At 70.3% G+C, this 24734-nt stretch carries 22 protein-coding genes; 19 read left to right on the top strand and 3 right to left on the bottom strand.

Annotation, left to right across the window (positions count from 1 at the left end; translation table 11 throughout):
* Nucleotides 1-43: 43 nt before the first annotated feature.
* On the bottom strand, nt 44-847 hold the full coding sequence (gene mftM, locus OED52_RS15430) for a mycofactocin oligosaccharide methyltransferase MftM (protein WP_264151729.1): 804 nt from the start codon (nt 845-847) through the stop codon (nt 44-46).
* Nucleotides 844-1494 carry a mycofactocin system transcriptional regulator gene (gene mftR / locus OED52_RS15425; RefSeq protein ID WP_264151728.1) on the bottom strand — a complete coding sequence of 217 codons (651 nt, stop codon included), beginning with the start codon at nt 1492-1494 and terminating at the stop codon, nt 844-846. Before mftR ends, mftM begins: the two co-directional genes overlap by 4 nt.
* A 119-nt stretch (nt 1495-1613) precedes the next feature.
* Between mftR and mftA the strand changes: the two genes are divergently transcribed.
* The 7 genes from mftA (at nt 1614) to OED52_RS15390 (ending at nt 9287) form a co-directional block, all read left to right on the top strand.
* Nucleotides 1614-1709: a mycofactocin precursor MftA gene (gene mftA / locus OED52_RS15420; RefSeq protein WP_264151727.1), complete on the top strand. Its 96-nt coding sequence runs from the start codon at nt 1614-1616 to the stop codon at nt 1707-1709.
* Between the two features lies 1 nt (nt 1710).
* A complete protein-coding gene (gene mftB, locus OED52_RS15415) occupies nt 1711-2025 on the top strand; it encodes a mycofactocin biosynthesis chaperone MftB (RefSeq protein ID WP_264151725.1) in 315 nt (104 codons plus the stop codon).
* 24 nt (nt 2026-2049) lie between these two features.
* A complete protein-coding gene (mftC, locus tag OED52_RS15410) occupies nt 2050-3294 on the top strand; it encodes a mycofactocin radical SAM maturase (RefSeq protein ID WP_264151724.1) in 1245 nt (414 codons plus the stop codon).
* Nucleotides 3295-3313: 19 nt separating this feature from the next.
* Nucleotides 3314-4519, top strand: coding sequence for a pre-mycofactocin synthase MftD (gene mftD, locus OED52_RS15405; protein WP_264151723.1), 1206 nt, complete (start codon nt 3314-3316; stop codon nt 4517-4519).
* Nucleotides 4520-4532: 13 nt separating this feature from the next.
* On the top strand, nt 4533-6437 hold the full coding sequence (locus OED52_RS15400) for a mycofactocin system FadH/OYE family oxidoreductase 1 (RefSeq protein WP_264151722.1): 1905 nt from the start codon (nt 4533-4535) through the stop codon (nt 6435-6437).
* Between the two features lie 65 nt (nt 6438-6502).
* Nucleotides 6503-7315, top strand: a complete 813-nt coding sequence (locus tag OED52_RS15395; RefSeq protein WP_264151721.1) for a mycofactocin-coupled SDR family oxidoreductase — start codon at nt 6503-6505, stop codon at nt 7313-7315.
* Nucleotides 7316-7319: 4 nt separating this feature from the next.
* The gene (locus OED52_RS15390) at nt 7320-9287 is read left to right on the top strand and encodes a mycofactocin system FadH/OYE family oxidoreductase 2 (RefSeq protein ID WP_264151720.1); all 1968 of its coding nucleotides are present in this window, start codon (nt 7320-7322) and stop codon (nt 9285-9287) included.
* Nucleotides 9288-9549: 262 nt separating this feature from the next.
* Here OED52_RS15390 and OED52_RS15385 read toward each other — a convergent pair whose 3' ends face one another.
* On the bottom strand, nt 9550-10599 hold the full coding sequence (locus OED52_RS15385; protein WP_264151719.1) for a GNAT family N-acetyltransferase: 1050 nt from the start codon (nt 10597-10599) through the stop codon (nt 9550-9552).
* Between the two features lie 94 nt (nt 10600-10693).
* Between OED52_RS15385 and mftE the strand changes: the two genes are divergently transcribed.
* The 12 genes from mftE (at nt 10694) to OED52_RS15325 (ending at nt 24716) form a co-directional block, all read left to right on the top strand.
* Entirely contained in the window at nt 10694-11392 is a 699-nt protein-coding gene (mftE, locus tag OED52_RS15380) for a mycofactocin biosynthesis peptidyl-dipeptidase MftE (RefSeq protein WP_264151718.1), read from the top strand.
* Nucleotides 11359-12807: a mycofactocin biosynthesis glycosyltransferase MftF gene (gene mftF, locus OED52_RS15375; RefSeq protein ID WP_413247673.1), complete on the top strand. Its 1449-nt coding sequence runs from the start codon at nt 11359-11361 to the stop codon at nt 12805-12807. The genes mftE and mftF overlap by 34 nt, the downstream gene beginning before the upstream one ends.
* 1 nt (nt 12808) lies before the next feature.
* A complete protein-coding gene (mftG, locus tag OED52_RS15370; RefSeq protein WP_264151716.1) occupies nt 12809-14269 on the top strand; it encodes a mycofactocin dehydrogenase MftG in 1461 nt (486 codons plus the stop codon).
* 56 nt (nt 14270-14325) lie between these two features.
* Nucleotides 14326-15624, top strand: a complete 1299-nt coding sequence (locus OED52_RS15365; RefSeq protein ID WP_264151715.1) for a sigma-54-dependent transcriptional regulator family protein — start codon at nt 14326-14328, stop codon at nt 15622-15624.
* A gap of 97 nt (nt 15625-15721) precedes the next feature.
* Nucleotides 15722-17245, top strand: a complete 1524-nt coding sequence (gene adh, locus OED52_RS15360) for an aldehyde dehydrogenase (protein WP_264154723.1) — start codon at nt 15722-15724, stop codon at nt 17243-17245.
* Nucleotides 17246-17337: 92 nt separating this feature from the next.
* The gene (locus OED52_RS15355) at nt 17338-17874 is read left to right on the top strand and encodes a DUF779 domain-containing protein (protein ID WP_264151714.1); all 537 of its coding nucleotides are present in this window, start codon (nt 17338-17340) and stop codon (nt 17872-17874) included.
* Nucleotides 17875-17974: 100 nt separating this feature from the next.
* Nucleotides 17975-18523 carry a hypothetical protein gene (locus OED52_RS15350; RefSeq protein WP_264151713.1) on the top strand — a complete coding sequence of 183 codons (549 nt, stop codon included), beginning with the start codon at nt 17975-17977 and terminating at the stop codon, nt 18521-18523.
* Between the two features lie 146 nt (nt 18524-18669).
* Nucleotides 18670-20067, top strand: coding sequence for an MFS transporter (locus OED52_RS15345; protein ID WP_413247672.1), 1398 nt, complete (start codon nt 18670-18672; stop codon nt 20065-20067).
* 91 nt (nt 20068-20158) lie between these two features.
* Complete coding sequence (locus OED52_RS15340; protein WP_264151712.1) at nt 20159-21823, top strand: AMP-binding protein; 1665 nt, start codon at nt 20159-20161, stop codon at nt 21821-21823.
* Between the two features lie 152 nt (nt 21824-21975).
* Nucleotides 21976-22245, top strand: coding sequence for a GlsB/YeaQ/YmgE family stress response membrane protein (locus tag OED52_RS15335; RefSeq protein WP_264151711.1), 270 nt, complete (start codon nt 21976-21978; stop codon nt 22243-22245).
* Nucleotides 22246-22341: 96 nt separating this feature from the next.
* Nucleotides 22342-24300 carry an acetoacetate--CoA ligase gene (locus OED52_RS15330; RefSeq protein WP_264151710.1) on the top strand — a complete coding sequence of 653 codons (1959 nt, stop codon included), beginning with the start codon at nt 22342-22344 and terminating at the stop codon, nt 24298-24300.
* 65 nt (nt 24301-24365) lie between these two features.
* Entirely contained in the window at nt 24366-24716 is a 351-nt protein-coding gene (locus OED52_RS15325; RefSeq protein ID WP_264151709.1) for a hypothetical protein, read from the top strand.
* The last annotated feature ends 18 nt before the right edge of the window (nt 24717-24734 follow it).

Below are 24734 nucleotides of genomic sequence, written 5' to 3'. Positions count from 1 at the left end.
CGCTGGGGTTGTGGGCCTCGCATCCGGGTTGTGGACCCCGGCCTCACTCGACGACGAGCCACCCCCCGTGGTGTTCGAACACCACGAAGGGCCGGCCCGTGCTGCGCCCGAGTTCCTCGAGGGCGGACAGATCGAAGGTGCGCACGTGCCCGTGGCAGGCCGTCGCCTCCTCCTCGAACGGCACCGCGACGACCACCCGCTCACGCGCGATGCGCAGGGCCTCGCCGAGGATCGCCGCACCCACCTCGTCGTCGACGTGCTCGAGCAGGTGGATCGCGGTCACCGTGTCGGCGCTGTCGTCGGGCACCGGCACGTTCGCCGCGTCGCACACGAGGGTGTCCACCGCGAGTCCGAGGCGGGGTGCGACCGCGTCGAGCAGACGCATCGTGCCGGGCAGGATGTCGGTCGCCGTCACCGGGATGCCCGCGGCGGCCAGTCGCAGCGGCAGGAACCCGAAGCACGACCCCAGATCGAGCACCGTCCCGCGTACGAGCTCGGCCGCCCTGTCGTGGATCGGAGCGAAATCCGCTGTACCGTCCAGCAGTTCGCCGAGCGAATTGCGGTAGTAGGTGACCCACGAATCCAGCGCCCCGGGCACCGTGGACCGGACGAGCCCCACCATCGTCAGCTCGAACTCGTCCTGACCGAACGCCGCGTCCTCGATCGAGGACGTCACCTCGGCGACGAGCCGTTCGCTGAGCTGCTCGGGCGTGAGCGAGTGGGTGACGTGGAGCCGGTCGTCCAGCCGGCGCACGGTCAGCGGCCCGGCGGGGACACGTTCGACCGTGACGTGGTCGTGCGTCCACAGACCCGGGCGGCAGGGAGCGAGGGAATCGAGCACCGTCATCGGTTCGCAGCCTTCGTCGAGGGCGGGGAAGGGGGTTGCGGCACACTGTAGTCCAGACCGGCCGTCACCGTCCGCATCCCGGCGGCGAGGAATTCGTGCAGATCCGAACCGGGTTCGTCGAGCCACGCCTCGTAGGCGGCGATCGCGACACCGAGCAGCAGATAACCGCACGTGCGGGGGATGTGGTCGTCCGGATCGGCGCCGGTGCGTCGCGCGACGAACTCCGCCACGACGCGGCGCCAGCCCTGGTACATGACCGACGAGTACGCCTGCAGTGCAGGAGTGTGCAGGATCAGCCGCATCCGTGCGCGGTGCCGTTCGGCCTCGCTGTCGGGGAAGGTGTTGAACTCGTGCAGCGCCGTGGTCAGTGCCTCGGACAGCGGCACGTTCTCCGGGATCTCCTCGAGGCTCGCGCGCATCGCGGCCAGGTGTTCGTCGAAGTTTCCCCAGGCCAGCTCGTTCTTGGACGGGAAGTACCGGAAGAAGGTGCGCCGCGCGATCCCGGCCGCCTCGGCGATGTCGTCGATGCTCGTCTCCTCGAATCCCGCCTCCATGAACAGCTCGATGCCGATGGCGGCGAGTTCCTCCTTCGACGTGGAGGGGCGGCGACCTACCCGAGCGGACGGTTTCCGTCGGCTGCGCGTCATTTCTTCCTCCCGGGGATGACATTCTGCACTCGATGCCATTACAGTGGTGAACCGGCTCACAACGCAACTCCGTTGTGGGGACCGACTCCATTCAGGAGAGAGAAATCCGAGGAGGAAACATGTCCGATCGTGACAACGCAGTGATCGAGTCCGTGCTGGTCGAGGAGTCCCTCGTGGAAGAGGTCTCGATCGACGGCATGTGCGGCGTGTACTGACATGACCGCGCCCGGAGCCACCGCCGTGTCCGGTGAATCGACGGACACCACAGCGTTCGATCCGGGTGCCGGTTGGCGGCTCCACCCGCAGGTAGCGCTTCGCCCCGAGCCGTTCGGGGCGTTGCTCTACCACTTCGGCACCCGCAAACTGTCGTTCCTGAAGAACACCGTGATCGTCGACGTCGTCCGTTCGATGGGTGAGCACGACTCGGTGCGGGATGCGTTGCGCGCCCACGGAATCGACGAGAACGCCGAGCGGGTCTACCTGCATGCCCTGCGCACGCTGGCCGACTCGCACATGATCGTCCCCGCCTGACGCCCGAACCAGCAAGGACCCGCCATGACGTCTCTGCTCGAACCCCCCACCGCTGCTGCGGCCCCGCCGAAGGTCGGTCGCCTCGTCGACCAGTTCGAGAAGGGCCTCGACGCCCCGATCTGCCTGACCTGGGAGCTGACCTACGCCTGCAACCTGTCGTGCGTGCACTGCCTGTCCTCGTCCGGCAAACGCGACCCGCGCGAGCTGTCGACAGAACAGTGCAAGGCGATCATCGACGAGCTGCAGCGCATGCAGGTCTTCTACGTCAACATCGGCGGCGGCGAACCGACGGTGCGCTCGGACTTCTGGGAACTGGTCGACTACGCCACCGAACACCAGGTGGGCGTGAAGTTCTCCACCAACGGGGTGCGTATCGACCGCAAGGTCGCCGAACGGCTCGCCGCTTCGGACTACGTCGACGTGCAGATCTCCCTCGACGGTGCCACCGCCGAGGTCAACGACGCCGTGCGCGGACCGGGGTCGTTCGCCATGGCCATCCGCGCCCTGGAGAACCTGTCCGAGGCGGGCTTTCGCGATGCGAAGATCTCGGTGGTCGTCACCCGCGAGAACGTCGACCAGCTCGACGACTTCAAGGCCCTGGCCGACAAGTACGGCGCGACCCTGCGCATCACCCGGTTGCGTCCCTCTGGGCGCGCGGTGGACGTGTGGGACGACCTGCACCCGACCCACGAGCAGCAGCGGCAGCTCTACGACTGGCTCGTCGCGCACGGGGAGGGTGTGCTCACCGGCGACTCGTTCTTCCACCTGTCGGCCTTCGGCAGCTCCGGTGGCGGGTCGCTGCCGGGGTTGAACCTGTGCGGCGCGGGCCGGGTGGTGTGCCTGATCGACCCGGTCGGCGACGTCTACGCCTGCCCGTTCGCCATCCACGACAACTTCCATGCCGGCAACATCCTCACCGACGGTGGTTTCGAGTCGGTGTGGAAGAACTCGACGCTGTTCCGGCAGTTGCGTGAGCCGCAGTCCGCCGGGGCATGCGCCTCCTGCAATTTCTTCGACGCCTGCCGCGGTGGGTGCATGGCCGCGAAGTTCTTCACCGGCCTGCCGATGGACGGCCCCGACCCCGAATGCGTGCAGGGTTACGGGCAGTCCGCGCTCGAGGGTGAGCGCACCGTGCCGCAGTCGAGCGTCGACCATTCGCGGACCGGCAAGCGTGCCGAGCGTCGCACCCCCGCTGCGCCGGTGCCGCTGACCCTGCTGACCACACCCCCCGCCAAGTTCTGCGACGAGAACCCGCTCGCAGGCCTGTAATCCGAGGAGACCCGAGACGATGGCCAAGCCGTCCTGGTTGAAGAACCCGTGGGCGACCGACCCGTGGTTCGAGACCGTTGCGATCGCCCAGCAGCGCGCCCGCAAGCGCCTGCCCAAGTCCGTCTACGGCGCCCTGGTCGCCGGCTCCGAAGCCGGCATCACCGTCGACGACAACATCGCCGCCTTCCGCGAACTCGGCTTCGCCCCGCACGTGGCCGGGCTGTCCGACAAGCGGGAGATGGCCACCACCATCATGGGCCAGGACGTGGCCCTGCCCGTGATGATCTCCCCGACCGGTGTGCAGGCCGTGCATCCGGACGGGGAGGTCGCCGTGGCGCGGGCCGCCGCCGCCCGCGGTACCGCGATGGGCCTGTCGTCGTTCGCGTCGAAGTCCGTGGAGGAGGTCGCCGGGGTCAACGACAAGACCTTCTTCCAGATGTACTGGGTCGGCAGCCGCGACACCCTGGTCCAGCGCATGGAACGCGCCCGCGCCGCCGGCGCGAAGGGCCTGATCATGACCCTGGACTGGTCGTTCTCCAACGGCCGCGACTGGGGCAGCCCCGCCATTCCGGAGCGGATGAGCCTCGAGGCGATGGTCAAGTTCGCTCCCGAGGGCATCACCCGCCCGAAGTGGCTGCTCGAATGGGCCCGCACCGGCAAGGTGCCGGATCTGACCACCCCGAACCTGACCCCGCCCGGCGGGCAGGCCCCGACCTTCTTCGGGGCGTACGGCGAGTGGATGACCACCCCGCTGCCGACCTGGGAGGACGTGGCCTGGCTGCGGGAACAGTGGGGCGGGCCGTTCATGCTCAAGGGCGTCATGCGCGTCGACGACGCCAAGCGTGCCGTCGATGCGGGGGTCACGGCGATTTCGGTGTCCAACCACGGCGGCAACAATCTCGACGGCACCCCGGCCCCGATCCGGGCGTTGCCGGCGATCGCCGAGGCGGTCGGCAAGGACGTCGAAGTCCTCCTCGACGGGGGTATCCGCCGCGGCAGCGACGTCGTCAAGGCCCTCGCGCTCGGTGCCAAGGCGGTGCTCATCGGCCGCGCCTACCTGTGGGGTCTGGCCGCGAACGGGCAGGCCGGGGTGGAGAACGTCCTCGACATCCTCGCCGGTGGTATCGGCTCGGCGCTGCTGGGCCTGGGCAAGAACTCCATCCACGAGCTGACCCCGGACGACATCGTGGTGCCGGACGGGTTCCGCCGCGACCTCGGCATCTGACCCGACCGGACAGATGAGCCGTGCGCTCACCGCACCGATCACCCTCGCCGGACGTACCGCTCCGGCGAGGGTGATCTTCGGTCCCCATGTCACGAATCTCGGTGACGGACGCCGCTTCTCGGAGAGGCACGTCGCGTACTACGAGCGTCGCGCCCGCGGGGGCTGCGGTGTCGTGGTGACCGAGACCGCCTCGGTGCACCCGCTCGACCATCCCTACGAACGTGCACCTCTGGCCGAGTCCTGCGGTGCGGGATACCGGCGCATCGCCGAGGCGTGCCGCCCGCACGGCACGCTCGTGCTCGCGGGCCTCGGCCACCGGGGCCTGCAGGGGTCGAGCGCATGGAGCGGGGGACCGCTGTGGGGTCCGTCGCGGGTGCCCGATCCGGTCACCCGGGAACTGCCCGTCGAGATGTCCGACGCCGAGATCGCCCCGCTCGTCGACTCGTTCGCCCACGCGGCGGGGATCGCCGTGGACGCCGGACTCGACGGGGTCGAACTCGACGCCGGACCCACCTCGCTGCTGCGCCAGTTCCTGTCCGGCCTGACCAATCGCCGCGACGACGGCTACGGCACCGACCGGCCGCGCCTGCTCCGTGAGACGCTCGCCGCGGTGCGGGACCGCATCGGTGCGGATCGTGTTCTGGCACTGCGTCTCACGTGCGACGAGAACACCTCCTGGGCGGGACTCACCCCCGAGCTTGCCGCTGGCTGCGCACGCGAGATCGCGTCGGCGATCGACCTGCTCACCGTGGTGCGCGGCGGGCTGTTCTCACCCGAGGCCTACCGACCCGACGCGCACGTCCCCGCGGGTTTCAACGAGCGGCTGTGCCAACGGATCCGGGACACCCTCGGCGATTCGGTGCCGGTCGCGTTGCAGGGCAGCGTCGTCGATCCGGCACAGGCGCAGCGTGCCCTCGACGAAGGGATCTGCGACCTGGTCGAGATGACCCGCGCCCAGATCGCCGATCCCGACCTGGTGACCGCGGTCCGCCGCGGCCGATCGCCGCGACCGTGCCTGCGCTGCAACCAGGCCTGCCTCGTGGACGACTTCCACAACCCCGTCGTGGGATGCGTCGCCGATCCCGAAGCGGGGGAGGAGACACGGCCCCGCGCCCGCCGGGCGGCCGCGGCTCGCGACGTGCTCGTGGTGGGCGCCGGACCTGCGGGGCTCGAAGCGGCCCGGGTGGCCGCGACCCGCGGCCACCGCGTCGTCGTGCTCGAACGCGACGACCGCGTCGGCGGCCGCGCCCGCCTCGCCTCCCGCGGTCCGGGACGGCCGGAGTTCGGCACGCTCGTCGACTGGCTGGAGCAACGGTGCCGCGACGCCGGAGTCGACATCCGCACCGGAGCCGCGGCGACCGCCGCGGACATCGACCAGGCCCTCGCCGCCGGCGCCGCGGTCGTACGGGCCACCGGCGGGCTGCCGCGTCCGCCGTCCTTCCCGGTGACCGCACCCGCGAACCGCACGACCGCCGCCGAGGTGCTGGCCGGGACACGCCCGGTGTCCTCGCGGGTGGTGGTGTGGGACCCGGTGGGCGGACCGGTCGCGAGCGCAGTCGTCGACCACCTCGCCGACGAGGGCTGCGAGGTGTTCTACGTGACCGCCGACCCCGTCGCCGGTTCCCGGCTCGCCCCCACCGGAGATCTCGTCGCCGCCAACACCCGTATGCACCGCGCCGGGGTGGAGCGCCGCCTCGGCCACCGGATCGGGTCGGTCGACGCCGACGGGATCCGGCTGGTGCACCGGCTCACGGGAAACGAGGAGACCGTGCCCGGAGCCGTCCTGGTGGACTGTGCACCCCTGCTGCCGGGACACGATCCGGATCCGCCGGGGGTGCGGTCGATCGGCGACCGGGTGGCGCCGAGAACTCTGCGGGAGGCCATCCGAGAGGGATACGAGGTGGCCTCGGCGCTGTAACGTGAGGCACACTGAAACGTGTTCTAGTCGGGGTGAGTGCCCCGGGGTCGACGGGAAGGGCCGACATGGGAGAGTTCGACGGCAAGGTCGTCTTCATCACCGGTATCGCACGCGGTCAGGGCCGCAACCACGCCATCCGGTTCGCCCGCGAGGGGGCGTCCGTCATCGGCGTCGACATCGCGCGCCCGGTCTCGGAGTACATCACCTACGAACAGACCACCGAGGACGACTTCCACGAGACGGTCCGCCTCGTCGAGGAGGCCGGCGGCAAGATCCTCGCCCGCATCGCCGACGTCCGCGACGGTGCGGCACTGAAGGCCGTCGTCGACGAGGGTGTCCAGCAGTTCGGCCGCCTCGACGTGGTCGTCGCCAACGCCGGCATCTGCACGTGGAACCGCTTCTGGGAGATGCCCGACGACCAGTTCGAGGAACTGATCGACATCAACCTCACCGGCGTGTTCAAGACCCTCAAGGCCGCCGCACCCGCGATGATCGAAGCCGGCAACGGCGGATCGATCATCGTCGTCAGCTCGGTCGCCGGCCTCAAGGCCATGCCCGGCCAGATCAACTACGCCGCAGCGAAATTCGGTCTCGTGGGCATCACCCAGGCCGCGGCCAAGGAACTCGGCCCCTACCGGATCCGCGTCAACTCCATCCACCCCTACAGCGTCAACACCCCGATGGGCACGGACGTCAGCGTCCTGAAGCTGTTCGAGGAGAACCCCTCCTGGGAACCGTCCTTCGCGCCGATCCTCACCCACAAGCCCATCGCCGATCTCGACGACATCTCCGAGACCGTCCTGTTCCTCGCGAGCGACCGCTCCTCGACGATCACCGGCAGCCAGATGGCTCTCGACCAGGGCAACTCGAAGGTCTGACCCGGTGACGCGCACGGAGACCGGCACCGCACCGCACGCACCGCTGCGTGTCGGTCCGGTCACCCTGCGCAACCGCATCGTCTTCCCCGCCCACCTGACGAACTTCTCGGTCGACGGCACCGTCACCGACCGGCACGTCGCCTACTACGAGGCCCGCGCCCGGGGTGGGGCCGCGCTGATCGTCACCGAGGAACACACCGTGCACCCCTCGGACCGGCCCTACGAGAAGTTGATCCGCGGCTGGGACCCGGACGTGATCCACGGCTACCGCCGCCTCACCGCCGCGGTGCACCGGCACGGCACGGCGATCCTCGCGCAGCTCAACCACAACGGGGCGCAGGGCACGTCGATGTACAGCGGGCGGCCGCTGTGGGCGCCGAGCCCCGAACCCGATCCGCTGTTCCGCGAGGTCCCGCGCGAGATGGCGACGGCGGAGATCGCCGAACTCGTCGACGCCTACGCCGGCGTCGCCCGCCGCTGCGTCGACGGCGGATTCGACGGGGTGGAGATCCAGTGCTCGCAGGCGTCGATCCTGCGGGCCTTCCTCGCCCCCGGAACGAACCACCGCACCGACGGCTACGGGGGCGACCTCGCCGGGCGGGCGCGACTGCTGCTCGAGGTGGTCGCGGCCGTGCGCCGCGCGGTGGGACCGGACCGGATCGTCGGAGTCCGGCTGACCGGCCACGACGGCACCGACGGCGGTGTGGTCCTCGACGACGCCGTGCGGGTCGCGGGGATGCTCGAGGCGAGCGGCGACGTCGACTACCTCAACACCTCCGTCGGCGTCGCCACGGAGACGCTGTACCTCGTCGAGGCCCCGATGGCCACCGCGCACGGCTACTCGTTGTTCGTGCCCGACGCGATCCGCGCCGCGGTGTCGCTGCCCGTCGTCGGGGTCGGCCGGTTCACCCGTCCCGATCAGGTCCGGACCGCCCTCGACGAGGGGGTGTGCGATCTCGTGGGGGCGGTGCGCGCACAGATCGCCGACCCCGGGTTCGCGGCGAAGACGCTCACCGATCGCGGCGACGAGATCCGCCCGTGCATCGGCTGCAACCAGGAGTGCATCGGGCGGGTCGGGCTGAACCGCCCCATCGCGTGCGCGGTGAACCCGCAGGCGGGACACGAATCCGGGGCTCCGGCTCCGGCACCGGCGCCCGCGCCGCGCCGGGTCGTCGTTATCGGTGGTGGCCCGGCCGGACTGCAGGCCGCCGCGACGGCCGCCGCACACGGACACAGCGTGACACTGCTCGAGCGGCGACCGTATCTCGGCGGCCAGATCCGGGAGGCGGCCACCGCGCCCCACCGCCACGAACTCCTCGGTGCCGTCACCCATCTCGAAGCCGAGTGCCGACGCAGGGGAGTGGACCTGCGGACCGGTGTCACCGCCGATGCGCGGGCGGTGCGCGCCCTCGATCCCGAGGTCGTCGTCGTCGCGACGGGCGCGCGTCCGCGCCGCCCCGACTGGGCGGGAACGACCTCCCGGGTGGTGGACGTTCGGGACGTCCTCGACGGCCGCGCCGCCCCCACCGGCCGGGTCCTCGTCGTCGACGACCTCGGTTTCCATCAGGCGACGTCCGTCGCGGAACTGCTCGCCGAGCGCGGGTGCGCCGTGACGGTGTGCACGCCGGGGATGATCGTCGGCCAGGATCTCGGGCTCACCCTGGACTTCGACGGCTGGTCGCGCCGGGCGCACGACAAGCACATCGAGCAGCTCACCGACGTCGCGATCGGTGGTGTCGCGGAGACCGGCGACGGCCTGGACGTGACCCTCGTGCACCACCCCACCGGACGGACACACCGGATGGTCGTCGATCGCCTCGTCGTCGCCTCGCATCAGGATCCCGCCGACGACCTGTGGCGGGAACTCGCGGATGGGCCGATCCGGGTCGTGCGGGTGGGCGACGCGCTGACCCCGCGCCGGCTGCCCGAGGCGATCCGCGACGGCGACCGGGCCGGCGCGGACATCCGGTGACCGTCACGGAGGCGAAGACGCGAACGCCGGCCCCGAAGGGCCGGCGCCTCGATCCGGATACCTCGACGTACTTGCGACGATTGCTCTGCCCCCTGAGTCACACCCCGGACCGAAGTCGGGGGCGGTAGGACTCGAACCTACGACCCATCGTTCCCATCGCGCGTGCGCCCTGGCCGCCGCGCACGTCGCGGAGGTGGAACAGCGCCCGCACCGTTCTCGGTACGGGTGGTGTTCGTCCTCTTCGCGAGTTCGTCGAGGAAGCTCAGGGTGAGTCGTTCCGTTCTGCGCTCGAGTGGAAATCTGCGCTCGAGTGGAAATCTGCGCTCGGGCGGGAATCCAGATCGTGACGCATGACGATCCGCGGCCACCGGTCGAGCTCGCGCGCAGCCTCCTGCGCCCGCATCTGCGCGAGACCGGGGGAGAGGCCGTCGTCCGGGACGGGCCGGAAACCGAGACGCGCGTAGTACGGCGCGTTCCACGGCACGTCGCGGAAGGTCGTCAGCGTCGAATGCGTCAGCCCGGCATCGCGCGCCCAGGCCTCCGCATGTGCGATCAGGGCCCGGCCGATCCCCCGGCGGGCGTGGTCGGGATGCACCGACACCTGCTCGATGTGCACACCGTCGTCGACGAGGTCGGCGATCAGGTAGGCGACGGGCCGGTCGGCGTCGTCGAACCGCACCCAGCACCGTCCCGCGTCCCGGTGGGCTCGCAGGGTCTCCACGGACGGGGGTTCGTCGTCGGCGACGGCCGTCATCCCCAGCTCCGCGAACGGCGTGCCGGCCGCGCGTTCGATCTCCGGGAGCACCGTCAGATCCGCGTCGGTCGCGAGCCGGATCGGGGGCAGCTCCTTGCAGAAGTACAACGCCGTCGGCGAGTTCGCGTACAGGCCGAACCGCTCCGACATCGGCACGTACCCGGCGGCCGCGTACATCGCGATGGCCTCGGGTTGTTCGGCGCCCGTCTCGAGCACCGCGCGCCGGCGCCCGGCATCGGCCGCGGTGCGTTCCAGCGCGGCGAGCAACCGGCGTGCGACGCCGCGGCGCCGCGCGGAGGTCCGCACGTACATGCGTTTGATCTCGGCGTCCCCGTCCCGCAGCCGCGGATGCGAGGACTCCTGGGCCCGCCACCCGCCGATACCGGTCGGAACACCGTTCACCGTCGCCAGCAGGAACACCCCGTTCGGGGCCGTGAACTCGTGCGGCAGCAGCGAGGTGTCGTCGGGTCCGCCGTAGCGGCGGACGTACTCGAGCTGGACCTCCTCGATGAGGGTCTGCACGTCCGGATCGTCGAGCGGACGAGGTTCGATCAGCACCCGGAAAGCGTACAGATCGGACCCTGCGGGGCGGGTCGCCCCGCGGGGACCACCGGGTTTCGCCGCTGCCCTCGCACCCCCTAGCATCGGTCCGGTGACACGGGAGCTCGCCGATGCCTACTGGCCGGACATCGAACCCGGCCGGGTGACGGTGGCCGTGCCCGTCGGTGCGTTCGAACAGCACGGCCCCCACCTGCCGCTGGACACCGACACCCGGATCGCTTCGTCCGTCGCCTCCGCCGTCGCCGCAGCTCTCCCCGGCGTCGTCGTGGCTCCGCCCGTCACCTACGGGGCCAGCGGGGAACACGAAGGGTTCCCCGGCACCGTGTCGATCGGTGCCGAGGCGACGAAGCTGCTCCTCGTCGAGTACGGCCGGTCGGTGTGCCGGTGGGCGAAACGGGTGGTGTTCGTCAACGGGCACGGCGGCAACGCCCACGCCCTGCTCGAGGCCGTGACCCTGCTGCGCTACGAGGGTCGCGACGCCGCCTGGATCCCGTGTGCGGTCCCCGGCGCGGACGCCCACGCCGGCGTCACCGAGACGAGCCTACTGCTGCACCTCGCACCCGGCTCGGTGGACCTGAGCCGCGCCGAACCGGGGGCCACCGAACCCATCGGCACACTGATGCCCCGGCTGCGGGAAACCGGTATCGTTTCGGTGTCTGCGAACGGAATACTGGGAGATCCGAGCGAGGCCACAGCGGAACTCGGCGCCCGACTGTTCGCGAATCTGGTGGAACGGGCGACCGCGCAGGTCACCCGATGGTGCCCGGGAACGGAGGGAAGACTTCGGTGAGTCAGGCGACGTCCCCTCGGGCGGCACAGACCCGAACGGCCCGGCTCCCCGACGGCTTCGGAGTGCGCATCGACCCCCGCGTGCGCAGCTACGCCGGCGGCCGCGTCCTCGTCGGCGGCTCACCCACCCGCATGCTCAAGCTCGCCCCCGCCGCCGCGGCCATGATCGACGAGGACTTCCTCGAGGTCGTCGACGCGCAGAGCGCCGCGGTCGCCCGCCGCCTGCTCGACGCCGGCATCGGCAACCCCCGGCCGACGAAGCTGCCGCCCACCTCCGAGGTCACGATCGTCGTGCCCGTGAAGGACAATCCGGCGGGGCTCGACCGGTTGCTGGCCGCCCTCGAGGGCCACGAGGTGATCGTCGTCGACGACGGCTCCGACGTCCCGGTCGAGACCCCCGAGCGGGGTCGTGTCCGGGTGCTCCGGCACGGGACCGCCCGGGGTCCCGCCGCCGCGCGGAACACCGGATTGCAGCAGGCCACAACCGAGTTCGTCGCCTTCCTCGACTCCGATGTGGTGCCGAGGATCGGCTGGCTCGAACGGTCGCTGGGGCACTTCACCGACCCGGCTGTCGCCCTCGTCGCCCCCCGCATCGTCGCCCTCGACCCCGAGAGCGGTGCCCTGGCGCGCTACGAGCACGCGCGGTCGTCGCTGGACCTCGGACGCCGCGAATCCGCGGTGATCGCCGGCGGCCCCGTCTCCTACGTTCCGAGCGCCGCCCTGATCGTGCGCCGGTCCGCCCTCGTCGAGGCCGGTGGCTTCGACGAACGCCTGCACGTCGCCGAGGACGTCGACCTGTGCCGTCGCCTGCAGGAGGCGGGCTGGCGGTTGCGCTACGAACCCATCGCCTGGGTCGCCCACGACCACCGCATCCGATTCCGGAAATGGCTGACCCGCAAGGCCTTCTACGGGACGGGGGCCGCACCGCTCGCCGAACGGCATCCCGGCACCGTGCCACCGATGGTGATGTCGGTGTGGACCCTGATCGCGTGCCTGGCGATCGCGACGTGCACCCGCATCGGCGTGCTCGCGGCGCTGCTGACCCAGATGGTCGTCTTCGTCCGGTTGCGGCGCATGTTCGCCGGACTCGACGGTCGCGACCGTCTCGCCGCGCGGCTCGCCGCTCAGGGCCTCGCCGGAGGGCTGGGGCAGGTGGCGTCCGCGCTGTGCCGGCACTACTGGCCGGTCACGCTCGTCGCATCGCTGTTCTCCCGCAGGGTACGTCGCACCGTCCTGGCATTCGCTGCGGCGGAAGGGATCTGGGACTGGTACTCGCACCGCGAGGAGGGCGGTCTCGACCCCGTCCGCTATCTGCTCTACAAGCGACTCGACGATCTCGCCTACGGGGCGGGACTGTGGAAGGGCGCGTTCGACGCGCGGCAGGTCTCCGCGCTGGTCCCCGACATCCGGAGCTGACGTGCTCCCGGAACACGCCGATGTCGTCGTGGTCGGCGGGGGGAGCTGCGGATGCGTGCTCGCCGCCCGGCTGAGCGACGACCCGCAGCGCACCGTCCTGCTGCTCGAGGAGGGCGACGGCTTCGCATCCGGTGTCCCACGCGAGATACGCGATGCCGCAACACTTCCCGTCGGTCCGGAGAGTACCTGGACGACGATCTTCCCGGCGCAGCTGACCGAACGCGTCGCCACGGTCGTCACTCGCGGCCGGGTGCTCGGCGGTTGCGGCGCCCTCAACGGTGCCTATTTCGTGCGTGCCCGGCCGGCCGATTTCGACGCGTGGCCCGCCGGATGGTCCTACGACGAGGTGCTCCCGTACTTCCGCGCGATCGAGACCGACACCGACTTCACCGGCGACCTGCACGGCGATTCCGGGCCCGTCCCGGTCTCCCGCGTGCCCGCGGACCGCAGGCATCCCGTCTCCCGGTCCTTCCTCGACGCCGCACAGCGGGCCGGGCACGTCCCGGTCGACGACCTCAACGCACCGGGACCGGACGGGGTGGGGCCGGTTCCGCTCAACGTCCGCGACGGCGTCCGCACCGGCCCGCTGCTCGCCCACCTGGTGCCGGTGCTGCACCGGCCGAATCTCACCGTCGCCACCGGAAGCCGGGTCACCCGCATCGTCGTGGCGGGCGGCCGCGCCGTCGGTGTCGACGTGATCGGCACCGAAGGCCTCCGCCGGGTGGCCGCCGACCGGGTGATCGTCAGCGCCGGGGCGGTGCGCTCCCCGCACCTGCTCATGCTCTCCGGTATCGGCCCCGCCGACGAACTCCGCCGCGCCGGGATCGACGTGCGGTACGACCTGCCCGGTGTCGGCCGCGACTTCTCCGACCATCCGGAGATCGCGATCCCGTACCGCTACCGGCACGATCTGCCCACCGGCGTCCCCGTCCTCGAGACGGTGCTGCACACCGACGCACTCGAACTGCGGCCCTACACCGTGCCGTTCGACTCGGCGATCCCGGGCAGTGGCGTCACCGTCCCGGTGCTCGGGGTCGTTGCCACCCGCCCCCGCAGCCGCGGCCGTATCGTGCTCGACCCGGACGATCCGTACGCACCGCCGCTGCTCGACTACCGCTATCTCTCCGACCCGGACGACCGCGCCGACCTCTGCGACGGCGTGCGGCTCGCAGGAGACCTCCTCGCCGCGATGGCGGACGTCGTCGCCGACCTCGACCCGGCCGTGCGGCGCGGCGGGATCGACGACGCCTGGCTCACCGCCCGCCTCGGGACGTCGCTGCACCTGTCGGGTTCCTGCCGCATGGGCGACGACGCCACCGCGGTGGTCGACGCGCGGTGCCGCGTGCACGGCATCGACGGCCTGAGCGTCGTCGACACCTCGGTGTTTCCGCAGGTCCCCAGCCGTGGACCGCACGCCACCGCGGTGATGCTCGCCCACCGCGCGGCGGGGTGGGCGGCGTAGCGCTTGCCGCGTCCGGTGTGATCCGGACTACAGTGTCCGTGAGGAGGCGCCGGTACATGACCGATCGTGGAATCGCGACGACCAATCCCTGGATGGCACTGTGCCCGGGAGCAGATGTGACAGCGCACGCACGTGCCCTGCTCCGCGCGCACGGCACCTTCGTCTCGGCCCGGGGCCGCAACCGGCCCGACGGGATCCGGCCCGTCGTGCACGAATCGTGGCGCCGGAGCCTGCAGAGCGGCATCGACCCCGACGTGGTCGAACAGCCCGCCCTCCTCGCCGGCCGCGACCTCGAGGAGTACCGCGCCACGCACCCGATGTCGCTGATCCGCCCGGTGGTGCGCAAACTGCTGGTCGAGGACGCCGCCGACAGCGGACTGCTCGTCGCGATCACCGACGGGCAGGGACGGCTGCTGTGGGTGGAGGGCGACCATGCCGCCCGCGACCGAGCCCTGGCCATGAGCTTCGTCGAGGGCGCCGACTGGAGCGAGGACCGCGTCGGCACCAACGCGCCGGGCACCGCCCTCGCGGTGGACCACTCCGTGCAGATCTTCGGCGCCGAGCACTACAACCGGACCGTGCACGACTGGAGCTGCTCGGCGGCGCCCGTCCACGACCCCACCAGCGGGCGGATCCTGGGTGCCATCGACATCACCGGCGGACACCGCGTCGCCGCTCCCGAGGTGCTGCAACTGGTCCGGGCGACCGTGGCCGCCGCCGAGGCCGAACTGCGGCTGCACGCCCTGAACGGCTTGCCCCTCGTCCCGGCGACGGGGCCCCGGGTCGAGGTGCTCGGCGCGGGCCGGCCCGCGCTGCTTCGCGGCCGCGAACGCATCGGGCTGTCCCGGCGGCACGCCGAGATCCTGCTCATCCTCGCCGACCACCCGGAAGGCCTGAGTTCGGACCGCCTCGCGGTGCTGCTCGACGAGGGCGAGCTCGACTCGGTGACCATCCGCGCCGAGATGTCGCGCCTGCGCAAGGTGCTCGGCGCCGAACATCTCGGGTCGCGCCCCTACCGGCTGCTCACCGACCTGGAGTCCGATGTCGCCGACGTGCGCCGCGCCCTCGACCGGGGCGACGCCGCCACCGCGGTGCGTCTCTACGCCGGCGAGGTGCTGCCCGGCTCGACCGCCCCGGGGATCGAGGAGATCCGCGACGAACTGCGGTCGAAGGTGCAGGCCGCACTGCTGCGCAGCGGCGACGAGCACCTGCTGGCCCGATGGACCTCGTCCGCCCACGGCCGCGACGATCTCACCGCGTGGTCGGCCTATCTGGCCACCCTCGACCCCGGTTCGCCCCGGTATGCGCAGGTCGAGGCGATGATGACCCGATTGGACAGGCAGCTCGCAACGTAGATGCAACGTCTCCGTTCGTAGTGTCGGGGATCACAGGCACCCTCCGAGGATGCCCCGGATTACAGAACCCGACCGCTCGACGCTGCAGGAGATGCACATGACCGTGTACGCCCGTCCCGGTTCGCCCGACGCCCTCATGTCGTTCCAGTCCCGGTACGACAACTGGATCGGCGGCCAGTGGGTGCCGCCGGTGAAGGGTGAGTACTTCGAGAACGTCACCCCCGTCACCGGGCAGGTCTTCACCGAGGTCGCCCGCGGTACCGAGGAGGACATCGAACTCGCCCTCGACGCCGCCCACGCGGCGGCCCCCGCCTGGGGGAAGACCTCGCCCGCCGAACGCGCGGTGATCCTCAACAAGATCGCCGACCGCATCGAGGAGAACCTCGAATCGATCGCCCTCGCCGAGACCTGGGACAACGGCAAGCCCATCCGTGAGACCCTCAACGCCGACATCCCGCTCGCGATCGACCACTTCCGGTACTTCGCGGGAGCCATTCGCGCACAGGAGGGTTCGATCTCCGAGATCGACTCGGAGACGGTGGCCTACCACTTCCACGAGCCGCTCGGCGTCGTCGGGCAGATCATCCCGTGGAACTTCCCGATCCTCATGGCGGTGTGGAAGCTCGCTCCCGCGCTGGCCGCCGGCAACGCCGTCGTCCTCAAGCCCGCCGAGCAGACCCCCGCGTCGATCCTGCACCTGATCTCGATCATCGGCGACCTGCTGCCCCCGGGCGTGGTCAACATCGTCAACGGTTTCGGTGTCGAGGCCGGCAAGCCGCTTGCCTCGAGCCCGCGCATCCGCAAGATCGCGTTCACCGGTGAGACCACCACCGGCCGGCTGATCATGCAGTACGCCTCGCAGAACCTGATCCCCGTCACCCTCGAACTCGGCGGCAAGAGCCCCAACATCTTCTTCTCCGACGTGATGTCGACGAACGACGACTACCAGGACAAGGCCCTCGAGGGCTTCACGATGTTCGCCCTCAACCAGGGTGAGGTGTGCACGTGCCCGTCGCGCGCCCTCATCCAGCGGGACATCTTCGACGACTTCCTGTCGCTCGCCGCGGTCCGCACCAAGGCCGTCCGCCAGGGCGACCCGCTCGACACCGACACGATGATCGGCGCCCAGGCGTCCAACGACCAGCTCGAGAAGATCCTGTCGTACATCGAGATCGGCAAGAGCGAGGGCGCGAAGGTCATCACCGGTGGTGAGCGCGCCGACCTCGGCGGCGATCTGTCCGGCGGCTACTACGTGCAGCCGACGATCTTCCAGGGCGACAACAGGATGCGCATCTTCCAGGAGGAGATCTTCGGTCCGGTCGTGTCCGTCACCTCGTTCGAGGACTTCGACGATGCGATCTCCATCGCCAACGACACCCTCTACGGTCTCGGTGCCGGTGTGTGGTCCCGCGACGGTGGTGTCGCCTACCGTGCCGGTCGCGCCATCCAGGCCGGCCGGGTGTGGACGAACACCTACCACCAGTACCCGGCCCACGCCGCCTTCGGCGGTTACAAGCAGTCGGGTATCGGCCGCGAGAACCACCACATGATGCTCGACCACTACCAGCAGACGAAGAACCTCCTGGTTTCCTACGCCCCCAAGGCCCAGGGCTTCTTCTGATCCGGCCGTCGGCGCCTGTCACGTCCCTCCGGGGACGGGCAGGCGCCCTCGTCGTTCCCACCGGAAGAGAACTTTCAGGAAAGGTCGTGTTCGTGACCGTCCCGCCCCGCCTCGTGGCCACCGTCGGCGCCGTCGCACTGCTGCGCCGGCTCGCGCAGCGCACCGGACCGCTCATGATGCACCAGTCGGGTGGTTGCTGCGACGGTTCGGCCCCGATGTGTTATCCCGAGGGTGATTTCGTCGTCGGCGACCGCGACGTCCTGCTCGGTGTCCTCGACCTGCGTCTCGGAGCGGGGGAGACCCGCCCCGACCCGCCGGAGGGCGCCGACGCCGTGCCGGTGTGGATCTCCGGCTCGCAGTTCGACGCGTGGAAACACACCTGCCTCGTCCTCGACGTGGTACCCGGCCGCGGTTCCGGCTTCAGTCTCGAGAGCCCGGAAGGGGTGCGCTTCCTCAGCCGGGGCCGGGCCTTCACCGCCGACGAACTCGCCGCGCTCGCCACCGTCGAACCGCTGACCGGCCGGGCCTGGGAGTCCGGTGCCCGCCCGGCCGCCGCCACGGAACCGGCCGTCGTCACGGAGGCCGCCGACGCGTGCCCCGTCCCGCCGAGGGGCACCGTAGGAGGGTGACCCACCCACCCGCGCTCGTCGTGCGTCAGAATCGGGGCGGAATCCGTCCGGGTTCCGGAAGACGACGTGGGCGCCCGGCGGGTGCGACGAGGAGTGGGCGATGGCCTTCGCAGGCAATGTGGACGAGTTGGCGCTGCTGCAGACGGTGCGTCTGAAGAAGCAGGTCACGGCCGAGGTGGTCGCGGCGCACCTCGGTGTGTCGGTGGCGGCCGGCGAGGCCGCGGTGGCCGCGCTCGTCGCCCAGGGCAAGGCCGCGGAGAACGACGGCGGTATCGGCCTCACCGATGCGGGTATCGCCGAACTGGACGACCAGCTCGACGCCGAGCGGGTGTCCATCGACGAGGGCTCCATCGCCGAGCTCTACGAGCAGTTCCTCCCGCTCGACGAGGAGCTGGCACGTCTTCTCGAGGACCCGGACGCCGACGGCTTCGTCGACGGCATCGTCGACCTCGACCGTCGTGCGCAGAACCTCTTCGACGACGTCTCGGCGTTCGTGCCGCGTCTGTCGCGGTACCAGGACCTCTTCGCCGAGGCCCTGCAGAAGATCAAGGGCGGTGCACTGGCGTGGGCCACGGCCGCCAACATCGACTCCTATGCGACGGTCTGGCGCGAGATGAGGGCGGAAATCGCCGGCGCTGCCGGCCGCTGACAATTTCGTTCGTTCGGCACACTATGTGACCCGGATCACCGCCTCCCCCTTCCGGGGGTAGTGAGGGGGTGACCCGGGTCACTACGTTTCGTTCATCCGCGTCAGGCGCTCACGCCCGCGGTTCGAACGGACAACGGAGGACTCCCGTGACCAGTGTGTCGACCCCCGGGGCTGCCGAACCCCCCATCACCGGGCCGGCCGGGCCCACCCGATCCGCGCCCCGCACCGAGGGCCCCGGTATCCGACGTGTCGCCGTCGCCAGCTGCATCGGCACGACGATCGAGTTCTACGACTTCTTCATCTACGGCACCGCCGCAGCGCTGGTGTTCCCGACCGTCTTCTTCCCGGCGCTCGGAGCCACCGCCGGCACCGTGGCCTCCTTCGCGACCTTCGCCGTCGCCTTCATCGCCCGGCCCGTGGGTGCAATGCTCTTCGGGCACTTCGGCGATCGCATCGGCCGCAAGAAGACCCTCGTCTCCACCCTACTGCTGATGGGCATCTCCACCCTGCTCATCGGCCTGCTGCCCGGCGCCGGCACCATCGGTGTCGCCGCGCCGATCATCCTCGTACTGCTGCGCTTCGCTCAGGGCTTCGCCGTCGGCGGTGAATGGGCCGGCGCGACCCTGCTCACCGCCGAATACGCGCCACCGGGACAACGCGGCCTGTACGCGATGTTCCCGCAGCTCGGTCCCGCCATCGCCTTCGCCCTGTCGAGCGGCACCTTCCTGTTCACCGGTCTCGCCCTCGGCGACACCAAAGAGGCCTTCCTCACCTACGGCTGGCGGATCCCGTTCCTGCTCAGCATCGTTCTCGTCGGCATCGGCCTCTACATGCGCCTCGCCATCCAGGAGACCCCCGTCTTCCGTGCAGAACAGGAGGCCCGCCTCCGTGCAGAACAGGAGGCCCGCCGCAACACCCCCGCCACCACCGAGACCCCGCGCCGCCTGCCCTTCCTCGACGCCGTGCGCTTCCAGGCCAAGGAGATCCTCCTCGCCGGCGGTGCCCTGGCCATCATGTTCGCCTTCTTCTACATGGGCACGGCCTACCTGACCAGCTACGCGACCAAGACGCTCGGCTTCGACCGGCCCTTCGTCCTCCTGGTCGGTATCGCCTCGTCGCTGGTCTTCGGTCTCGCGATCGTGCTGTCCGCGCTGTACTCCGACCGCGTCGGACGCAAGAAGGTCATCATGGTGTCGTGCGCGTTCTCCGTGCTCTGGGCACTGGTGTTGTTCCCGATCCTCGACACCGGCTCCCCGATCGCGTTCGCGCTCGGCATGGCGATCACCCTCGCCATCTTCGGTATCGCCTACGGCCCCTGCGGCGCACTGCTTCCCGAGATGTTCGCGACCCGCTACCGCTACACCGGTGCCGGGCTCGGCTACAACTTCGCCGGCGTCCTCGGTGGAGCCATCCCGCCGATGATCGCCGCCCCGCTCGCAGCCTCCTACGGCGGCATCGCGATCGGGATCATGCTCGCCGGCATCGGCCTGGTGAGCCTGATCTGCACCGCGGCGCTCGTCGAGACCCGCGACCGGTCCCTCTGACCCGAGGGCGGTGGCGGTCGCCCGGGAACCCCGCGGCGACCGCCACCGCCCGTCCCGTTCCGACTCGGAGAACTCGAAGAAGGAGAATGCGATGTCCGGCCTCCACGCCACACGTCTGCCCAGCTACACCCAGGGTGCCTGGGACGTCCCGCTGCTGGGCGACACCATCGGCGACAACCTCGACCGCACCGCCGCGCGCTTCGGCGACCGCGAGGCACTCGTCGACCGTGCAGCCGGAAAGCGCTGGACCTACACCGAATTCGTCGCCGACGTCGACACCCTCGCGCTCGGGTTGCTGCGCGCGGGCATCGGCAAGGGCGATCGTGTCGGGATCTGGGCGCCCAACTGCTGGCAGTGGGTGCACGTGCAGTACGCGACGGCGAAGATCGGGGCGATCCTCGTCAACATCAACCCCGCCTACCGCGCACACGAACTGCAGTACGTGCTCGAGCAGGCCGGTGTCCGGATGCTCGTGTCCGCCGCGACGTTCAAGACCTCCGACTACGCGGCGATGATCGAGACCGTACGGCCCAACTGCCCCGACCTCGAGGACGTCGTCCTGCTCGGGTCGTCGAGCTGGGACGAACTGGTCGAGTCCGGCCGCGCCGCCCTCCCCGAGGGCCGGGGCGAACTCGCCGCCGCGCAGGCCGCGCTGTCCCCGGACGACCCCATCAACATCCAGTACACCTCGGGCACCACCGGGTTCCCCAAGGGCGCCACGCTCAGCCACCACAACGTGCTCAACAACGGCTTCTTCGTCGGCGAACTGTGCCACTACACCGAGCAGGACCGGGTGTGCATCCCCGTCCCGCTCTACCACTGCTTCGGCATGACGATGGGCAATCTCGCCTGCACCAGCCACGGCGCCACCATGGTGCTGCCGGCGCCCTCCTTCGAACCCGCGGCCACCCTCACCGCGGTGGCGAAGGAGAAGTGCACCTCGCTGTACGGCGTACCCACCATGTTCATCGCCGAACTGGCCGATCCGGGCTTCGAGAACCACGACCTGTCGAGCCTGCGCACCGGCATCATGGCGGGATCACCCTGCCCGGTGGAGGTGATGAAGCAGGTCATCGACCGGATGGGCATGCGGGAGGTGTCCATCTGCTACGGCATGACCGAGACCTCCCCGGTCTCCACCCAGACCCGCAGCGACGACAGCATCGAACGGCGCGTGAGCACCGTCGGACGCGTCGGCCCGCACCTCGAGGTCAAGATCGTCGATCCCGCGACGGGACTGACCGTGCCGCGCGGCGAGCCGGGCGAGGTGTGCACCCGCGGCTACTCCGTGATGCTCGGCTACTGGAATCAGCCCGACAAGACCGCCGAGGCGATCGACGAGGCCCGTTGGATGCACACCGGCGACATCGGCGTCATGGACGAGGACGGCTACGTGTCCATTACCGGACGCATCAAGGACATGGTCATCCGCGGCGGCGAGAACATCTACCCGCGGGAGATCGAGGAGTTCCTCTACACCCATCCCGACATCCTCGACGCCCAGGTCGTCGGTGTTCCCGACGAGAAGTACGGCGAGGAACTCATGGCATGGATCCGCATGCGCGAGGGCGCCGAACCGCTCGACGCGGCCTCGTTGCGGGAGTTCTGCACCGGCAAGCTCGCCCACTACAAGATCCCGCGCTACGTGCACGTGGTCGACGAGTTCCCCATGACCGTGACGGGCAAGGTCCGCAAGGTCGACATGCGGGAGCAGGCCGCGGCGATCATCGCGGCCACGGCGGTACGGGGTGGCTGACGGGTCCCGTCCCACTCCCTCCGTGATCTCCCTTCGACAGAATTGATGCCGAATCCGCCACGGCAACAGACGTTCATGATCGACACTGAGGAGGTACAGGGTGATCGGCGGAGCGTCGCCGGATGTGCGGCGCCGGACTCGAGGGGCTCACAATGGGACAAATCATCGGCACGATCATCTTCGGTGCGGTCATCGGCATCCTTGCCCGGCTCGTCATCCCGGGCAAGCAGGCCATGGGCATGATCATCACCGTCGTCATCGGCATCATCGGCGCCCTGATCGGCTACTGGATCTGGGGCATGATCGCCTCGGAAGGTAACGAGGACACCTCGGGCATCGACTGGATCCGCTGGATCATCAGCATCGTCGTGGCCGTGATCCTCACGCTGATCTACACCTCCGCGACGCGCGAGAAGAGGTAGCGGCATCCGGGAGTGAGACCCCGTCCGGCGGATCGGGCGGGGTCTCGCCTAGCCTCGCTGCGACACACGCGCCGGTCGTACAGGAGATGAGCTGTCGTGCAGCCGCAATGGGTTCCCACCGAGGCCGACATCGAACGGGCGAACGTCACCCGTTTCACCCGCTTCGTCGAGCAACGCCACGGCCTGATCCTGCCCGACTACCGGGCACTGTGGCAGTGGTCCGTCGAGCATCCGGGTGAATTCTGGCAGGCCGTGTGGGACACCTTCGAGGTCGTCTCCCACACCGATCCCGGGCCGGCGCTCGCCGACGCCTCCATGCCCGGCGCCGTGTGGTTCCCCGGCGCGACCCTCAACCTCGTCGAACACGTCTTCCGCGGCCGCGACCCCGAGAGCCGTGACCCACAGAGCCCCGCCGTCGTGCATCTCGACGAGGCCGGGAACCGGCGCGAGACGAGCTGGGCGGAACTCGAACGGCAGACCGCTGCCCTCGCCGCCACGCTCCGCGCCCACGGGGTGGAGAAGGGCGACCGGGTGGTCGGCTACCTGCCCAACATCTCCGAAGCGGTCGTGGCGCTGCTCGCCACCGCGAGCATCGGCGCGGTGTGGGCCGGATGCGGGCAGGACTATGCCGCCCCCGCCGCGCTCGACCGGCTCGGCCGCCTCGAGCCCCGCGTCCTCGTCACCGCCACCGGCTACCGGTACTCCGGCAGACGGCACGACCGCCTCGACGAACTGCAGCGGCTCCGCGAGGGCATGCCGGGCCTGGCCCTGACCGTCGTGGTTCCCACCGAGGAGACCCCCGTCCCCGACACCGGCGACCCCACGGTCCTCGACTGGAACGACGCGGTGGCGGGAGATCACTCCCTCGACACCCTCCCGGTGCCCTTCGACCATCCCCTCTGGGTCGTCTTCTCCTCCGGCACCACCGGACCGCCCAAGGGACTCGTGCACGGACACGGCGGGGTGCTGCTCGAGCATCTCAAGGCCCTGTCGCTGCACCTCGACCTCGGCCCCGGCGACCGTTTCCTCTGGTACACGAGCCCGAGCTGGATGATGTGGAACTTCCTCGTCTCCGGCCTGCTCGTGGGCTCGACGATCGTCACCTACGACGGCGCGCCCTCCCATCCGGACGTCGACCGGCTGTGGCGCATCGCCGCCGAGGAGGGCGTGACGGTCCTGGGCACGAGCCCCGGCTACGTGTTGGCCTGCATCAAGGCCGGGGTGGTGCCGCGCACCGACCACGACCTGACGGCCCTGCGGACCGTCGGGGTCACCGGCTCGACCCTGCCGGCCCCGTCGTCGCTGTGGCTGTCCGAGAACGTGGGGGAGCGGGTGCAGGTCGCCTCCATCTCCGGCGGCACCGACGTCGTGTCGGCGTTCGTCGGGGCCGTCCCCACCGTGCCGGTCTGGCCCGGGGAGATATCCGTACCCTGCCTCGGCGTCGCCGTCGACGCTTTCGACGCGGACGGGAAGCCGGTGCGCGGGGAGGTCGGCGAACTGGTGGTGACGGTACCGATGCCGTCCATGCCCGTCCGGTTCTGGCACGACCCCGACGGCAGCCGCTACCGTGACTCCTACTTCTCCGCCTTTCCGGGGGTGTGGCGGCACGGGGACTGGATCTCGATCACCGAGCGTGGCAGCTTCGAGATGCACGGCCGCTCCGACTCCACCCTCAACCGGCACGGGGTGCGGATGGGCAGTGCCGACATCTACCAGGCCGTCGAGAGCCTGCCGGAGATCGTCGAGGCCCTCGTCCTGGGCGTCGAACTGCCCGACGGCACGTACCGGATGCCGCTGTTCGTCGTCCTCGCCGACGGGGTGACCCTCGACGAGGACCTGAAGGAACGGATCCGCGCCGCGGTGCGTGAGCACGCGTCGCCGCGGCACGTACCCGACGAGATCGTCGCGGCGCCCGGCGTCCCGCACACCCGGACCGGCAAGAAGCTCGAGGTCCCGCTCAAGCGGATCCTGCAGGGAGCCGATCCGGAGCGGGCCGTCGACCGCACCGCCATCGACGCGCCGGAGCTGCTGGACTGGTACCGCGAGCAGGCGTGAGCGGGGCCACGTCCTGAGCCTGGCCTTACTGGACAGTCCGCGCCCGGAATGGTCGGATTGCGGCCATGGATATCGCCATCAAGATCTTTCTGATCCTGCACTTCATCGGTCTCGCGGGCATCATCGGCTCGTACCTCGCCGTGATCAAGGAGCCGCGTGTCGTCGTGGGCATGCTGCACGGCGCGATCCTGCAGGTCGTGACGGGTCTGGCCTTGGTGGGTCTCCGCGAGGCGCAGGACGTCGTCGAGGTGAACCACATGAAGATCGGCATCAAGCTGCTGGTCGCCCTCGTCGTCCTCGTCGTCGCGATCATCGGGACCAAGAAGGAGAAGGAGAACCCCGGCTCCACCGCCACGCTGGCACATGTGGTCGGTGGACTGGGCATCCTCAACGTGATCATCGCCGTGGTGTGGTGATCCCGGAGCGCTCCGGAA

It is taken from the genome of Rhodococcus sp. Z13 (genome assembly GCF_025837095.1).
GTDB classification, from domain to species: Bacteria; Actinomycetota; Actinomycetes; order Mycobacteriales; family Mycobacteriaceae; genus Rhodococcus; species Rhodococcus sacchari.
Note: the sequence above shows the minus strand (reverse complement) of the source record. Positions and strands in the feature narration are given on the sequence as shown.

Excerpts from the sequence above, each read along its gene's own strand:
- mftC (WP_264151724.1), top strand. The coding sequence starts at position 2,050 with ATGACGTCTCTGCTCGAACCCCCCACCGCTGCTGCGGCCCCGCCGAAG.
- mftR (WP_264151728.1), bottom strand. The coding sequence starts at position 1,494 with ATGACGCGCAGCCGACGGAAACCGTCCGCTCGGGTAGGTCGCCGCCCC.
- adh (WP_264154723.1), top strand. The coding sequence starts at position 15,722 with ATGACCGTGTACGCCCGTCCCGGTTCGCCCGACGCCCTCATGTCGTTC.
- OED52_RS15365 (WP_264151715.1), top strand. The coding sequence starts at position 14,326 with ATGACCGATCGTGGAATCGCGACGACCAATCCCTGGATGGCACTGTGC.
- OED52_RS15335 (WP_264151711.1), top strand. The coding sequence starts at position 21,976 with ATGGGACAAATCATCGGCACGATCATCTTCGGTGCGGTCATCGGCATC.
- mftF (WP_413247673.1), top strand. The coding sequence starts at position 11,359 with ATGGTGCCCGGGAACGGAGGGAAGACTTCGGTGAGTCAGGCGACGTCC.
- OED52_RS15340 (WP_264151712.1), top strand. The coding sequence starts at position 20,159 with ATGTCCGGCCTCCACGCCACACGTCTGCCCAGCTACACCCAGGGTGCC.
- OED52_RS15325 (WP_264151709.1), top strand. The coding sequence starts at position 24,366 with ATGGATATCGCCATCAAGATCTTTCTGATCCTGCACTTCATCGGTCTC.
- mftB (WP_264151725.1), top strand. The coding sequence starts at position 1,711 with ATGACCGCGCCCGGAGCCACCGCCGTGTCCGGTGAATCGACGGACACC.
- OED52_RS15395 (WP_264151721.1), top strand. The coding sequence starts at position 6,503 with ATGGGAGAGTTCGACGGCAAGGTCGTCTTCATCACCGGTATCGCACGC.
- mftM (WP_264151729.1), bottom strand. The coding sequence starts at position 847 with ATGACGGTGCTCGATTCCCTCGCTCCCTGCCGCCCGGGTCTGTGGACG.
- OED52_RS15400 (WP_264151722.1), top strand. The coding sequence starts at position 4,533 with ATGAGCCGTGCGCTCACCGCACCGATCACCCTCGCCGGACGTACCGCT.
- OED52_RS15350 (WP_264151713.1), top strand. The coding sequence starts at position 17,975 with ATGGCCTTCGCAGGCAATGTGGACGAGTTGGCGCTGCTGCAGACGGTG.
- mftA (WP_264151727.1), top strand. The coding sequence starts at position 1,614 with ATGTCCGATCGTGACAACGCAGTGATCGAGTCCGTGCTGGTCGAGGAG.
- mftD (WP_264151723.1), top strand. The coding sequence starts at position 3,314 with ATGGCCAAGCCGTCCTGGTTGAAGAACCCGTGGGCGACCGACCCGTGG.